Below are 13,728 nucleotides of genomic sequence, written 5' to 3' on the forward strand. Positions count from 1 at the left end.
TTTTGAGGGGGCTTGAAGCAATTCTTAAATTCTCTTTATTTTTTTCATTCTGCTGACATTTTGCTGACGCAAAAACTGGGAAGTCGCTTATTTAGCGGCTTCCCAGCGTTTCTAGGTCACTCAAACTCAATCGTAGCCGGTGGCTTCCCCGTGCAGTCATACAGCACCCGGTTCACTCCCTTGACTTCATTTACAATCCTGTTCGTTGCCTTATTCAAGACAGCCCATGGCAGCTCTGCCGCTTCTGCGGTCATGAAATCGCTGGTCAGCACCGCCCGAAGTGCAATTGCATAGTCATAGGTTCTCTCATCCCCCATAACTCCTACGGAGCGCATATTCGTAAGTGCTGCAAAGTACTGTCCCAAATCCTTATCGCATCCGGCCTTCGCTACTTCTTCCCGGTATATGGCATCAGCCTCCTGTACAATCCGTACCTTTTCAGCCGTAACTTCTCCGATGATTCGTACACCAAGTCCTGGACCCGGGAATGGCTGGCGGCTTACCAGATACTCCGGAATACCGAGCTCACGGCCAGCTTTCCGGACCTCGTCTTTAAAGAGCATTCGTAAAGGTTCAACGATTTCCTTGAAATCCACATAATCAGGCAGCCCGCCCACATTGTGATGAGACTTAATCGTAGCAGATTTTCCAAGACCTGATTCAATTACGTCGGGATAAATCGTTCCCTGAACCAGAAAATCCACCGTTCCGATTTTCTTAGCCTCTTCCTCGAAGACACGGATAAATTCCTCACCGATGATTTTACGCTTCTCCTCCGGCTCAGTCACTCCTTTTAGTTTCGCATAAAAACGGTCCTGTGCGTTAACACGGATGAAGTTCAGATCATAGGTGCCTTCAGGTCCGAATACGGATTCTACCTCGTCCCCTTCGTTCTTTCTCAGAAGACCGTGATCCACGAATACACAGGTCAGCTGTTTTCCGACTGCTTTAGCCAGCATAACCGCTGCAACAGAGGAATCCACCCCTCCTGAAAGCGCACAGAGCACTTTTCCGTCTCCGATTTTTCCGCGGATTTCCTGAATGGTGCTTTCTACAAAAGAATCCATCTTCCAGCTTCCCTGACATGCGCAGACTTTATATACAAAATTAGAAAGCATCTTCATACCTTCCTGTGTGTGCATAACCTCCGGATGGAACTGGACGGAATACAGCTTCTTTTCAGGTAATTCCATGGCTGCAACCGGGCATACCGGAGTGGTTGCTGTGATTTTAAATCCTTCCGGTGCCTTTGAGATATAGTCGGTATGGCTCATCCAGCAGATTGTTTTCTCAGAAACGCCTTCAAAGATGACGGATGTGTTATCTATATCCACTTCTGTCTTGCCGTATTCGCTGACCGGTGCAGTCTCTACCGTGCCGCCCAGCAGGTATGACATCAGCTGGGAGCCGTAGCAGATACCCAGAATCGGAATACCTAATTCAAAAATTTCCGCACCGCATCTTGGAGAATCTTCACCATAGACACTGTTCGGTCCGCCGGTAAATATGATCCCTTTCGGGTTCATTTCCTTTATCTTCTCCAGAGACATTGTATAAGGATGTACTTCGGCATATACATCGCACTCCCTTACACGACGTGCAATCAACTGATTATACTGACCGCCAAAATCCAGAACGATAATCATTTCTCTTTTCACAAGCTTGCCTCCTGTTTGTTATCTTAATGTATAGGCAAAAAATTTTGCCCATATGATACTACGGATTGCTCCGCACTTTGTGGTATCATTATATCTTATATAGTATAGTGGATTCTTGTTTTCTTGACAAGCCTTTTATATTTTCCAGTTCATTAAGTAAAAAATGCCGCCACTGCCACGTCATATTCCGGCAGTCCTTTTGTGCTCCACAGCAGAGTTATTCCGAATAAATCCTTAAGAATACCGGTGAAATCAAATCCAAATCCTGTGATGGAATAGCGCCGCCTTTGAGGGTATCTGCAAGGCTTTCCTTCTTCTCTGGTACAGTGTTCACAGAGAATACATCTGCCTGCGCCAAGTGATTTTCCGGTCGGAATCATTTTTTCCAGTTCCAGCAATGCCAATAGCAGTTTTCTTTTTACCACCTCATAGGATTCCTGTCTGACGTATTCTGCTTCCTCTGCGGACGTCACCTTATTTCTGATTTCATCAGAATAAGCCACTTTCACAGCTATCAGATATGCGCTGGAAAAATGTTCCAGGTAGCAAAGCGCATCGGGCAGTCCTGGCGGACAGGACCAGCGTCTGTCATAATAGGGACAAAGTCTGCAGGACTCCATAAACTGTTCCTGAAAACAGTATTTCTCCATCAGTTCTTCCTTCGAAATGTTCCGTACCTGCACATCGGTTTTATAATCCATAGTATAACCTTCTTTTTCTTAAAAGAGCAAAGCGCCAAAAGCCTGGAGACCTTTGACACTCTTATCTGCAATATATTACTGCCAGTCAGCAGGATAGGTAAAGTACGCATACCTTGTTTTGGATGGTGTTTGAAAATGGATGTGGCTGTTCTTGGGGATATAGATGATTTCTCCCGGTTTTGCACTTAGTACTCTGCCGTCTATTTCAATCTCCAATACTCCTTCAATGACCATATCATACTCATCATACGTCAGCGTCCATTCAAAACTGGTATTATCCAGTTCCATGATTCCGCATCCCATGTGAGGCGCTTCTTCCAAAGTGACCACATCTTTCAGCGCCACTCCTTCTTGTTCGAATGGTTCACACTTTACCGTATCTGTCTGAATCTTCAGGATACCGCTGGGGTCTTTTATCTTTACAAAATCTGCTTTTGGTGAAGAACCCGCAGACTCTGAAAGAACCTGTTTTACGATTTCACGTATTACTTCTTCACTTACGTTCATGGACAGTACTTCCTTTCTTAAATCATTTCTATTCTGATTACTTAATAGCTGACTCTATTTTGGACAACAGCTTCGGAGCCAGTACATTCGCTAAAATCAGAGCGGTGATACCTGCAACCAGCTTACCAACGATAACAGGGAAAATCATTTCTGAATTCACACCGGCGGTAAACCCTAAGTGATCTCCGAAGACAAATGCAGCACTGACTGCAAATGCAACGTTTAACAGCTTTCCTTTTGGATTCATCTTGTCCATGATATTGAACATGGCAATATTATTTGCAAGGGTTGCCACCAGACCGGTAGAACCATTTTCATCCATACCGAGTTTTTTACCGACAGCGTTCAAGGCCTTACCGAATGTCTTTGTAATCCACTTAACCATCGGGAAAGCTCCAATCAACACGATGGCAATCTGCCCGCAGACCAGAAGTCCGGATTCCAGCGGAATCGCACCTTCCGCATCCGGCTCTACCATGATGTTCATCAGCGGGAACTTGATTCCGGTCTGATATTCAAATACTGCGATAGCTGTAAATACAGTGATGACAACCGTAACACCCGTACCAAACTTATTAAAGCCTCTGATCATTTTATCCGGAGCAAACCACAGACCTGCAACGATAAGTGCCGCAATGATAATAACCGGAATCAGGTTCATGAGGATTTCACCTATACCGATCTTGTATGGTGTCATATTCATGACGAGTCCACCCACGATACAGCCGAGAGGAATCGTAATCATACCGGCCAGGATACCTGCCCCAAGGAAGGGACGGTCCTCTTTTTTGATAATGGATAGTGCAACCGGAATTGTAAATACCAGTGTGGGACCCATCATGGTTCCCAGAATCAGTCCCGAGAAATTTCCTATGGTTTCATTACCTGCCAGCTGCATGGCCAGTGGATAACCACCCATATCGCATGCCAGCAAAGTTGTGGCAAACATGGAAGGATCGGCACCTAAAAGTGTATAGATTGGTACGATAATTGGTTTCAAAATAATGGCCAGCACAGGTGCTGCTGCTACTACACCAGCCATGGCTATAGCCAGCGGGCCCATTGCATTAAAGCCCTCTTCGAACTGCTCACCGTATCCCAGCTTGTTGCCTCTGATTTTGTCTATTGCTCCTACAATCATGAAGATCATCATGATAAAGATGATCACTGAGTTAATCGATAGATTTTGAATCCATTCCTGAATGCTGTCTGTAAAAACACTTGCATTGGTTATATTATCAATTAATTCCTGAAACATATGCTCCTCCTTTAGGGTCGATTATAAAAGAGATTGGTATACCTGAGGGGATGGCCTCGGAATCACCGTACTCGCCACAAAAAGCTCTTTATTCTCACTGGCTGCCTGGATTGCAGCTCTGACCGCACCCACATCACCTGTGAGGGTCACAAAACCTTTACCGCCAATTGCAAATCCGATACGTACTTCTATCAGGGTAATCTGAGCGGCTTTTGCGGCTTCATCCGCTGCCAGTATCGCGGATGCCACCGAATAAAATTCAAGCACACCTACTGCCCCGGGTTCTTCCACAATCACCGTTCCGCTCAAAGCCGGAATTAATTGCTCATGTATATTGGAGATTTCCAGTGAATCCACCAAAAATTCGCCGGCCCGGTCCAGACCCTCCTTTAAGGCTGCCTTTACATCACCAGTATCCCCAGAAACGATGACAATATACTTTCCGGGGCAGACTGTGGAAGAACGAAGCAGGTCTACCTGGGCGGCTTTTACCATATAGTCGCTTGTTTCAATCCCTCTTGCTATGCTGGACAGCTCCACCATGCCAATTGCCTTTCCCATTCCCTATTCCTCCTTCCTGCAGATTCTGATTTCCCGGTCTGTTACCTCTGTCACCACGCCATCCATACCGGAATGAATATTCGCTGAGAGCCCTTCTGCCGCGGCAGCGACCAGGTCTCCCTTACTGACTTTACTTCCCGGTTCTACCACCGGGGATGCCGGCTTTCCGATATGCTGAGATAATGGCAGGATGCACATATCAGGAACAAACTCTTTTACCTCCGGCAACGTATGTGTTACATATTTGGTCAAATCCAGGCGGGCAATTAACCGATCTGTAGGTATTTTCGTATGTTTCCATCCATACCTGGCTTCCGGATCCGGATTACGTTCCACCTGAATTCCTTTTTCCTTCAACCGCTGCTTTTCAAAGTCGTTCATCTTTCGCGGAGAGAGTCCCATTGGACAGGAGAACATCTCACAGATGCCGCAGCTGCAGCAATTGACTGCACTGCCAAAGCAGCGCTTATACTCCTCCGGACTCATATCTGCATGCTCTTTATAAAGATTGCGCATGACCATATGCGGCAGCACCTCATGCCCGATCAGATAGCGCGGACATAGATCCGTACACATCCGGCACTGGATGCAGGCTGATCTTGTCTGATGAACCATGCGTTCCACGCTTAAGGACGCTCTTCTCATAAGATAATGATTCTTTGGAAGAACCAGAAGATTGCCGGTGGTTTTAGTCACTACTGCCGCATCAATGTCAGCGTCCTCCTGCAAAACTTTCCCCATCATAGGCCCGCCCAGTATTACACCATAAGCGGGAGTTTCCGGCTCTGCGCGCTCCAGAAGCCGGCGAATGGGAGTCCCTACAGGGACGTGAAACATCAATGGCTTTTTCACAGCTCCGGTCACCGACAGAAGTTTTTCAGTCACCGGTCTGCCTTCCATCGCATCGGCTATGGATAATATTGTACCCACGTTATCAACCACACAGCCTACGTCCAGTGGAAGTCCCCGCTCCGGCACAACTCTGCCTGTAACCTCATGAACGATAATCTGCTCATCTCCTGCAGGGTAGAACGTGTCCATCGTAAAGAGCTCCACATCCGCCTGTTGGTTCTGAACCGCTTTTTTTAATGCTTCTATTTCTGTTCTGTATTTTTTCTTTAAAGCAATAACCGCATGCTTTGCCCCCAGATGCTCCGCAATTTTCACTACTGTGCTGACAATGCGGTCCGGATACGTACGGCACAGATATTTGTCCGTCTCAATTAACGGCTCACATTCTGCTGCATTTACGAGGAAATACTCGGCCTTTGCTTTTAACTTCACATGGGTGGGGAAACCGGCACCTCCGGCTCCCACAACTCCTGCGCGTTCTACCGCTTCTACCAACTCCATAAAATCACCGCTTTCCATGTATCAGGGTTTCATCGATTTCCTGGTCGTCTACAATACCGACCACAGTTGCATCTACAGGAACGTCCCTGCTTCCGGCCGCACTTCTTGCAGAACTCCCTCCTACATAGATGACTTTTTCTCCCACACCTGCTCCGATAATATCTGCAGCTACGATCGGATAATCCACCGGCTGGTCATTCAGTAAATTGATGGGCTGGATAACCAGAAGCTTCAAGCCTGCCAGCTGCTCCTCTTTTCTGGTGGCCCAGATATTGCCTATGACTCTTCCTGTCTTCATAGGCCCTTCCCCCTCTCAGCTGAGGAAAAATCCCTGCGCTGAACTACAATCTTATGCTTTTCTGCGTATTCCTTTGCGAGATCGGTGAGAATTGCCCTGGTGCCTGCCACGATGGTACCTGCCTTGTCCTCATAAGCGCTTCTGATATCTTTTTCCGTAATGACATGTTTTCTAAGAACGCGTTCCTGCCTGTCCAAAGGCGCTGTGTCGGTGACTGCCTCCGGGCTGTCCTTCGTAAAGGCGGGTGACGGTCCGGTCAGAATTAAGGTCTGGAGCCGGCGGCAGGGAATGACTTCCACACCGCTGTCCTGCAGTAATTTCAGATTTTCGGATAATTTCCGGTAGTAAAGGGCCGGTGCCGTCTCCCTGTAGCCGTACAGCTCCACCTCTTCTTCCGGCAGAAAAATCTTCCTGCCGGATAAAAGCGCTTCTCCAAACAGACGGGTATAGCCGCTGTCAAAGATTCCATGCGCAATTTTCCCAAGCAGTTCATTACTCATATCAAATGCAATTACCGCCTCATAGGAAGATAAATCACAAGCATAGTCCTGTGAAAGGGCATATTTTATTTCATAGCATTCAGATAATGGAGGCGACTCCACAACCGCGCGGCAGTTGCTGTCCCGGACAGTATTCAAGACCAGCAGACAGGGCTTTTCTTTATTGCTTTTCCCTTGATTGATTGTCTCTGCTTCCGCTATCTTTTCCTGCACACGCTTACATATTTCACTTACAAGAGCATCAATATCCACAAATTCTCCTCCTTTCCTTCTGTTTTTATTGCCTTACCTGCAATTTATAGCAATCCCCGCCGGAGTTACCAAAAATGGATTTAAAGGCTTTACGGTTCTGATACCTGTTTCCTTCTCAATGATTTTTTCGATTCCTGTCAGACAACAGGTTCCGCCGCAAAGATAAATCGTATCTGTTTCCGATGGGTTTACATAACGGTTAATAATAGATGCTATCTTCTCCACCACGGCCTTTACCACCGGCAGGATTTCCTTATGCCGTGCATAATCCTGCTTGATGGCCTCCGCTTCTGCGAATGGTATATGATAATTGCCTGCAAGAACCAGTGTCAGATGGGTTCCTCCTGTAGGCTCATCTTCAATTTCGCAGACCTTTCCGTCTCTGAAAATGGCTAGTCCCGTGGTTCCGCCTCCGATATCCACGATTACTCCGTCCTGTATCTGATAAACTGCATTTGCAGATGAGGGTTCATCCAATATATTCGTAACCTCAAAGCCCGCCCCTTCTGCCACATACTGATGGGTTTTTACACTTCCCTCCGTACCGGCGGGCATGGCAATCGCACAGTTCAAAAGCTCTGTCCCCAACCGCTCTTCCAGTTTTCTTTTCAGCATAGCTACCGTCTTAAGCGCACCCGAATAGTCCACAACCACACCATCCCTAAGCACATCTGCAGCCTGTTTTTCGCATGCTATAGGATTATTTTCCTCATCCAGTACGACCAGTACGATATATGCGGTACCAAGATCTACTCCAACCTTAAGCTTTGAACTTACCGGCGTGAACGTCTTTGTCTCTGACGCTTCAACACGCTTTATGAATGCATCTATACGCTTAAAATCCATCTGCCTCCGCTCCTTATACTAGTTTTTATCCTGGCGAATAATTTTACCGAGGGTAAATCCGCGGACCAGGGCAGCATTGGCCTCATCAAAGTCTATATGCATCTTGAACCGGAACTGTTCATTGATCCGGATCACCACATCCTGAAAGGTCAGCGGACGTGCACTTAAAACTTGTACACTTACATGGGCTCCATCTGTAAGATCCAGTTCCCGGGCCACATCCGGCGGGACGTGGATATGATTATGTGCAACGATTGCTCCATGTTCCACATTCCGTGCCCCCTTTGGCCCTTCGATCTGGATTGCTCCTGCTCCATCCAGATTTCCTGACATGTTTAAGGGTGCTTTGATCCCTAAATCCACGCAGTCGCTCATGGACAGCTCTGTCTGGGTTTCCTTTCTTACAGGCCCCAGAATTGCCACATGTTCCTTCCTGCCTTTGGGGCCGATCAGATTCACCCGCTCTTCACTTAAAAATTGTCCCGGCTGGGAAAGGGGGCGCTTTGGATGAAGCTTTGCCCCTTTTCCAAACAGGAATTCCAGATCTTTTTCACTCAGATGGACATGTCTGGCCGAAACCTCCACTTCCACCAGTCCGGCTTTTGTGATCGCATCTACAACTTTTTCTACCAGCTGTTCCATCTTGCCTCCTTACTTTTCGTAATCTCCTGCCAGATACTTACACATGATGATGTGCATGGCACTTGACATACGATTCAGTTCTTCAATAAAGTCTTTATGCTCATACGTTTTACCGTTCCGTAATGCCCCTGCGGCGGCTGCCTCCGTTTCTCTGACTGCCGTACGCAGCTGGTTCAGCATCGCATAGATCCTGCCCAATGTATAATCTGGGAGCACCATCTGTTTAATCTTATAATATTTCAATGGATAATGAGAATGCTCGCGCAGCTCCTCATGCGTTAACCCAATCATATAATCTCTTCGGAACGGCTCATTCATAGCATCACAGCGCATCATCTCCCGAAGACTTGAAAGTACATCCTGAAGGTCTTCGATCAGCTTTTTATAGCCTTCTTCTGCCAACGTAGCCTGGTGTAATACAAATAATGCCTCCAGACTATCCAGTTTTCCCCGGAAAACAATCCGCTTATGATCCTTTGGCACGAGTACATTGCCATATAAGTGGGTCATGTGTTCGGGCTTTGTAAAATAGTAGGCACCGGTTTCGTAATCCACAAATTTAGGCTTTGCACCTTCCTCTTCTTCAGAGAGTTTTACCTTGGGCATAGGCAGTACCGGAGTAGCCACATAATCCTTGACTGGCTTCCATGACTCTTCCTGCGTACCTGACCCATCCGCCTGATTTTCCTTTTCAGCTTCGGCGGCTTTATCAGCTTCCCGGATAATCTTGATCTTGCACTGCTGCAGATATTCCCTGGCCGCCGGTGACAGGATTTTCCCCTCCGGAATGGTGTAGGATGCTGGCTTAGATGCTCTTAGTTCATCGCGTAATACCGCTTCTGTTATCACTTTCATAACTGTTTAAGCCACCTCCTTCTCTGGTCTTATCCCTACCTTTCCAGAGAAGGCAGAATAGCCTCTACCTCTTCATGAGGCCTGGGGATTACATGAATGGATACCAGTTCTCCTACACGTTCTGCTGCCGCTGCACCTGCGTCTGTGGCCGCCTTAACGGCTCCCACATCTCCGCGTACCATCACGGTTACAAGACCTCCGCCTACATGCTCTTTCCCAATCAGTGTTACATTTGCTGCCTTTACCATCGCGTCCGCTGCTTCAATCGAAGCTACCAGACCACGTGTTTCTATCATTCCTAATGCTTGCATTGCTGCCATATCTCATTCCTCCTTTTTGCTTTACTCAATACTTCTGCTCTGTTTTGGAAGAATTGCTTCCACTTCATCATGAGGTCTTGGGATTACATGGATGGATACCAGTTCTCCCACACGTTCTGCTGCCGCTGCACCTGCATCTGTGGCTGCCTTAACGGCGCCCACGTCCCCACGTACCATGACGGTTACAAGGCCGCCGCCTACGTGCTCTTTCCCAATCAGTGTTACATTTGCTGCCTTTACCATAGCATCCGCTGCTTCAATGGATGCTACCAGTCCTCTTGTTTCAATCATTCCTAATGCCTGCTGTGCTGCCATGTCTCATTCCTCCTTTTTGTTTAAGCATTTTGAAGACGCTTTATGATTTCACTTACAATGACATCCATATTGATATCACTGAAATGTTGCGGTTTACATACCCCTTCGGAACAGTCCGGAAGGTCTGCCTTAATATCATCCAGTTCTTTTATTCCTTCTGCCACATGTTTTATGTTCAGCAGATTCAAAGGTCCTACATTGTCCGAGGTCGAGCTGCCGCCAATTGCTCCGCAGCCAAGTGTCAGCGCAGGTGCCAGATTGGTAGATGCACCGATTCCACCCAATGTGCTTGATGTATTCACAACAATTCTGGATGCAGGAATTCTTTTTGCAAAATAGTCTACCATGTTTTGGTCTTTTGTATGCATGGAAAATGTATGACCTGCTCCCTCATAGTGCAAAATATCGCAGCAAAGCTCACATACTTCTTTGTATGACCCGGCGGTATAAAATGCCAAAATCGGAGCCAGTTTTTCATTTGAGTACGGGTGCCCGCGTCCGATTCCGTCCTCCTTTGCAACCAGTACTTTGGTGCCCGCTGGAATGTCTATACCAGCAAGGTCTGCAATTGTCTGTGCAGATTTACCTACAATGGCCGGGTTCATGGTACCATTTGCCCTTAAGATGAAACTGCCCAGCTTCTTGCGCTGTTCATCCGACAAAAAGCATGCTCCCTGGCGCTCCATCTCTGTCTGCACTGCCTGCGCCATATCCTCATTGCAGATCACCGACTGTTCGGATGCGCAGATTGTACCATTATCAAAGGTCTTAGATTCCATAATTCTCTTCACTGCCAAAGGAAGATCCGCCGTTTTCTCGATGTATGCCGGACCATTTCCCGGCCCGACTCCGATAGCCGGGGTTCCTGAAGAGTACGCTGCCCGAACCATGGCAGATCCTCCTGTGGCCAGGATCAGTGAGATGTCCGGATGATGCATCAGGTGGTCTGTCGCCTGCATCGTAGGCAAAGTGATGCAGCCTACCAGATCCTCGTTCCCTCCTGCTTCCGCAATGGACTGACGAATCATCTTAACAGCCTCCAGAATACAGTTCCGCGCATTCGGATGTGGAGAAAACACGATGGCATCTCCCGCTTTGACTGCTATTAAGGCTTTATAAAGAACCGTAGACGTAGGATTGGTTGACGGTACCAGTCCGGCGACAACGCCAACCGGGACTGCGATATGACACACCTTTTTTTCCTCATCTCTTCCAAGTTCTCCTATGGTTTTCATGTCTTTAATATGTTCGTATACGCCGTTGCTTGCGAATACATTCTTAATTACTTTGTCAGCTTCGATGCCAAATCCGGTCTCATCGTGAGCCATCTTTGCAAGGCGCTGTGCATTACGTACACCGGCAGATGCCATTGATTTCACAATCGCATCCACCTCCTTCTGGCTTTTTTCGCTCAGTTCCTGCTGGGCAGTTTTTGCTTTTTCAACCAATTCACGTACTTCCTGCACTGACAAAAGATCTTTATCGTATAATTGCATATTTACCTCTCCTGTCCTTTATTGATATTAAAGTCTAATATCGCATGAATCAGTTCCTGTTTTCTGGCAAATCGGATCTCCTGGCGGGTCATATTGGTAATTTCTATATCTCTCGCCAATTTTCTGAGTTCAACTACAGTCATTGCTTCCAGCTGTTCCTCTGAAAAATCGGAGTTCTTTGTTTCCTCTGTTGTCTCAGTCTGTTCTGCTGTTTCGGTTTCATCTTCTGTTTCGGTTTCATCCGCTGCTTCCGGCCCGTACTTAAGCCCGGCCTTGTCGAGCATTCGGATGACCTCCTCTGCCGGCCGTGGAATCACGTGAACGCTTATAACCTGCCCCACGCGTTCTGCTGCCGCATGCGCAGCATCTATTGCTGCTTTTACAGCTCCCACATCTCCATCCACCAGCACGGTCACAATACCGCCTTTCACCTTTACAACATCACATAAAGAAACATTTGCCGCTTTTAACGCACAATCCAAAGCTTCCACTGCAGTAAGGTAACCATATACTTCTATCATACCCAATGCTTTCATATCATACCTCCGTCTGCAGCTCCTCGTAGAGCTTTTGTGCTATGCTTCTTATAATTCCTTGGGATTATCCGCCACATATTCTACCGCCTGGGCAAATGCTTCGCAGGCAGCCTTGCAGGCAGACTGGCTTCCGGTGAGTAAAGCACCACCGAAGTTGGTCTCTGATGGCGGGGCATATAACACGCACATCTGCACATCTGCAGCCTTCAGTGCGGCATCCACAGCATACATTGCTTCCAGTGGAGGTGCAATCAGGTAAGCAAGTGCCTCTCCTTCCGGAATTCCTGCTCCCTCAGACAGATAAGAACCGGTTCGGGAAATACAATGCGCATAGTACACAATGGTATTATCTTCATTTGCCGAAATAAAATGCGCTACATTTTCAATTATATCAACGCAGGCATCCAGGCCGCTTCGTACTTCTGCAGGATTCGGTCCTGCAAGGATCCCGATGATTTCCCCTGCCAGTTTTGTATTGGCATTATCAGCTCCACCGTAAAAGCTCTTTGCATAAACGACCTTGACATCGGCTTTCTTGGTTGCCTCATCAAGCGCTGTATACGTAACATCATCGCAGTTGGACGTGATCAGGGCAATAGACTTCTGATCCGGCGCCAGATTCAGTTCCTTTGCCATGTCCGGGCTGACATGGGGGATAATTTTTGTTGCAAGGACATCCGCCTTGATTGGATCTCGTTTCATTACATTCCCTCCTTGTATCTCTAGAGTTTTAAATCAGTTCCACTGGCTTTATGATCCAGAATTTTTTTAATGATTTCTGCAATATGAGCGCCTGCTTCTGCCGGAATTGTACCGGATTTATGGATATTGGAAACTACGGTTCTTCTGGCCTCCGGCATTCCCACTGTCGCCTTATAAGCAATATATGCAGACATGGATTCTGCAGTAATCAGTCCCGGCCGTTCCCCGATCAGAACACAGGTAACTTCGGCGCCGGTGATTTCTGAGATCTGATCCATGGCGCCTACACGGCCATATTTTACAAAGAAAGGAGTTCCTGTATCAATGCCATAGCTTTTCAGACCCTGTAAAATTGCGGGAAGAACATCCCCTACATTTGCTGCAACTGCAGCCGAACTCAATCCGTCGGATACATAAATCTGCACCTTGGGATTGCTCTTGCACTTTTCTTTTATCGTCTTTACGCCTTCATCGTCCAGCTTTCTGCCAAGATCCGGCCTTGTAAGATAAACATCCTTGGAGGCACACTGTGTCTGTACGCTGAACAGACCCATATGATCTACAAATTCCTGATCAACATCGGAGAACACCGCATCCTGCGCTGCGGAATGAGCTGCCCGAAACTGCATAACCGGATCTGTCTTTACCCGGGCACCGGCCTTTCCGATGCCTAAACGGCAGGGTGCATAAGCTTTCAAATCAGCGTATGCTTCCTTGTTTACGGGATTTTCTACCAGATACTGCGTACGAATATCAACGGCAGTCACATCCGGGATATAACCCTCTTCAATTACTGTCGCTGCGATATGATTTGGAGAAGCATGGCTTTCCCCGGCGGCAGGAGTTTCCTTAGGCTCCAACTGCATCTCTGTTAATACCTGTTCAATAATACTTCTTAATTCATTCTCGTTAACCAAAGTACTTCACC

Annotated in this window: 17 protein-coding genes; all 17 read right to left on the minus strand. The window is 47.3% G+C overall.

Translation table 11 applies throughout. From position 1 onward, the window contains the following. Window positions 1–116: 116 nt before the first annotated feature. Window positions 117–1,658: a glutamine-hydrolyzing GMP synthase gene (gene guaA / locus KNL20_RS12980; protein WP_329957471.1), complete on the minus strand. Its 1,542-nt coding sequence runs from the start codon at window positions 1,656–1,658 to the stop codon at window positions 117–119. A gap of 152 nt (window positions 1,659–1,810) precedes the next feature. Beyond that, on the minus strand, window positions 1,811–2,359 hold the full coding sequence (locus tag KNL20_RS12985) for a DUF2284 domain-containing protein (protein WP_230398155.1): 549 nt from the start codon (window positions 2,357–2,359) through the stop codon (window positions 1,811–1,813). A 75-nt stretch (window positions 2,360–2,434) separates the two neighbouring features. Next, a complete protein-coding gene (locus KNL20_RS12990; RefSeq protein WP_230398156.1) occupies window positions 2,435–2,866 on the minus strand; it encodes a cupin domain-containing protein in 432 nt (143 codons plus the stop codon). A 37-nt stretch (window positions 2,867–2,903) separates the two neighbouring features. Beyond that, window positions 2,904–4,124 carry an ethanolamine utilization protein EutH gene (locus KNL20_RS12995; RefSeq protein WP_230398157.1) on the minus strand — a complete coding sequence of 407 codons (1,221 nt, stop codon included), beginning with the start codon at window positions 4,122–4,124 and terminating at the stop codon, window positions 2,904–2,906. Between the two features lie 21 nt (window positions 4,125–4,145). Beyond that, window positions 4,146–4,685, minus strand: a complete 540-nt coding sequence (locus KNL20_RS13000; RefSeq protein WP_230398158.1) for a BMC domain-containing protein — start codon at window positions 4,683–4,685, stop codon at window positions 4,146–4,148. 3 nt (window positions 4,686–4,688) lie between these two features. Next, window positions 4,689–6,038: a 4Fe-4S dicluster domain-containing protein gene (locus KNL20_RS13005; protein WP_230398159.1), complete on the minus strand. Its 1,350-nt coding sequence runs from the start codon at window positions 6,036–6,038 to the stop codon at window positions 4,689–4,691. 4 nt (window positions 6,039–6,042) lie between these two features. Beyond that, a complete protein-coding gene (locus KNL20_RS13010) occupies window positions 6,043–6,336 on the minus strand; it encodes a EutN/CcmL family microcompartment protein (RefSeq protein ID WP_230398160.1) in 294 nt (97 codons plus the stop codon). Next, the gene (locus KNL20_RS13015) at window positions 6,333–7,088 is read right to left on the minus strand and encodes a hypothetical protein (protein ID WP_230398161.1); all 756 of its coding nucleotides are present in this window, start codon (window positions 7,086–7,088) and stop codon (window positions 6,333–6,335) included. Before KNL20_RS13015 ends, KNL20_RS13010 begins: the two co-directional genes overlap by 4 nt. Window positions 7,089–7,121: 33 nt before the next feature. Continuing rightward, window positions 7,122–7,934, minus strand: a complete 813-nt coding sequence (gene eutJ / locus KNL20_RS13020) for an ethanolamine utilization protein EutJ (protein WP_230398162.1) — start codon at window positions 7,932–7,934, stop codon at window positions 7,122–7,124. Between the two features lie 18 nt (window positions 7,935–7,952). After that, window positions 7,953–8,576 carry a phosphate propanoyltransferase gene (gene pduL / locus KNL20_RS13025; RefSeq protein ID WP_230398163.1) on the minus strand — a complete coding sequence of 208 codons (624 nt, stop codon included), beginning with the start codon at window positions 8,574–8,576 and terminating at the stop codon, window positions 7,953–7,955. Window positions 8,577–8,585: 9 nt separating this feature from the next. Then, the gene (locus KNL20_RS13030) at window positions 8,586–9,431 is read right to left on the minus strand and encodes an ATP-binding protein (RefSeq protein ID WP_230398164.1); all 846 of its coding nucleotides are present in this window, start codon (window positions 9,429–9,431) and stop codon (window positions 8,586–8,588) included. 35 nt (window positions 9,432–9,466) lie between these two features. Beyond that, window positions 9,467–9,751 carry an ethanolamine utilization microcompartment protein EutM gene (eutM, locus tag KNL20_RS13035; protein WP_230398165.1) on the minus strand — a complete coding sequence of 95 codons (285 nt, stop codon included), beginning with the start codon at window positions 9,749–9,751 and terminating at the stop codon, window positions 9,467–9,469. A 21-nt stretch (window positions 9,752–9,772) separates the two neighbouring features. After that, entirely contained in the window at window positions 9,773–10,066 is a 294-nt protein-coding gene (gene eutM / locus KNL20_RS13040) for an ethanolamine utilization microcompartment protein EutM (RefSeq protein WP_230398166.1), read from the minus strand. Window positions 10,067–10,086: 20 nt separating this feature from the next. After that, entirely contained in the window at window positions 10,087–11,562 is a 1,476-nt protein-coding gene (locus KNL20_RS13045) for an acetaldehyde dehydrogenase (acetylating) (protein WP_230398167.1), read from the minus strand. Window positions 11,563–11,564: 2 nt separating this feature from the next. Next, window positions 11,565–12,098, minus strand: a complete 534-nt coding sequence (locus tag KNL20_RS16455; RefSeq protein ID WP_329957472.1) for a BMC domain-containing protein — start codon at window positions 12,096–12,098, stop codon at window positions 11,565–11,567. A gap of 48 nt (window positions 12,099–12,146) precedes the next feature. Beyond that, entirely contained in the window at window positions 12,147–12,800 is a 654-nt protein-coding gene (gene eutL, locus KNL20_RS13060; protein ID WP_230398168.1) for an ethanolamine utilization microcompartment protein EutL, read from the minus strand. A gap of 20 nt (window positions 12,801–12,820) precedes the next feature. Continuing rightward, window positions 12,821–13,717: an ethanolamine ammonia-lyase subunit EutC gene (gene eutC, locus KNL20_RS13065; protein ID WP_230398169.1), complete on the minus strand. Its 897-nt coding sequence runs from the start codon at window positions 13,715–13,717 to the stop codon at window positions 12,821–12,823. Window positions 13,718–13,728: the final 11 nt, after the last annotated feature.

This window comes from Novisyntrophococcus fermenticellae (assembly GCF_018866245.1).
GTDB classification, from domain to species: Bacteria; Bacillota; Clostridia; order Lachnospirales; family Lachnospiraceae; genus Novisyntrophococcus; species Novisyntrophococcus fermenticellae.

Bases quoted from the DNA above. Each gene is read 5' to 3' on its own strand.
- KNL20_RS13005 (WP_230398159.1), bottom strand. From the start codon at position 6,038: ATGGAGTTGGTAGAAGCGGTAGAACGCGCAGGAGTTGTGGGAGCCGGA.
- KNL20_RS13045 (WP_230398167.1), bottom strand. From the start codon at position 11,562: ATGCAATTATACGATAAAGATCTTTTGTCAGTGCAGGAAGTACGTGAA.
- KNL20_RS16455 (WP_329957472.1), bottom strand. From the start codon at position 12,098: ATGAAAGCATTGGGTATGATAGAAGTATATGGTTACCTTACTGCAGTG.
- KNL20_RS13000 (WP_230398158.1), bottom strand. From the start codon at position 4,685: ATGGGAAAGGCAATTGGCATGGTGGAGCTGTCCAGCATAGCAAGAGGG.
- eutJ (WP_230398162.1), bottom strand. From the start codon at position 7,934: ATGGATTTTAAGCGTATAGATGCATTCATAAAGCGTGTTGAAGCGTCA.
- eutM (WP_230398166.1), bottom strand. From the start codon at position 10,066: ATGGCAGCACAGCAGGCATTAGGAATGATTGAAACAAGAGGACTGGTA.
- KNL20_RS13010 (WP_230398160.1), bottom strand. From the start codon at position 6,336: ATGAAGACAGGAAGAGTCATAGGCAATATCTGGGCCACCAGAAAAGAG.
- pduL (WP_230398163.1), bottom strand. From the start codon at position 8,576: ATGGAACAGCTGGTAGAAAAAGTTGTAGATGCGATCACAAAAGCCGGA.
- KNL20_RS12985 (WP_230398155.1), bottom strand. From the start codon at position 2,359: ATGGATTATAAAACCGATGTGCAGGTACGGAACATTTCGAAGGAAGAA.
- KNL20_RS13030 (WP_230398164.1), bottom strand. From the start codon at position 9,431: ATGAAAGTGATAACAGAAGCGGTATTACGCGATGAACTAAGAGCATCT.
- eutM (WP_230398165.1), bottom strand. From the start codon at position 9,751: ATGGCAGCAATGCAAGCATTAGGAATGATAGAAACACGTGGTCTGGTA.
- eutL (WP_230398168.1), bottom strand. From the start codon at position 12,800: ATGAAACGAGATCCAATCAAGGCGGATGTCCTTGCAACAAAAATTATC.
- KNL20_RS12990 (WP_230398156.1), bottom strand. From the start codon at position 2,866: ATGAACGTAAGTGAAGAAGTAATACGTGAAATCGTAAAACAGGTTCTT.
- KNL20_RS12995 (WP_230398157.1), bottom strand. From the start codon at position 4,124: ATGTTTCAGGAATTAATTGATAATATAACCAATGCAAGTGTTTTTACA.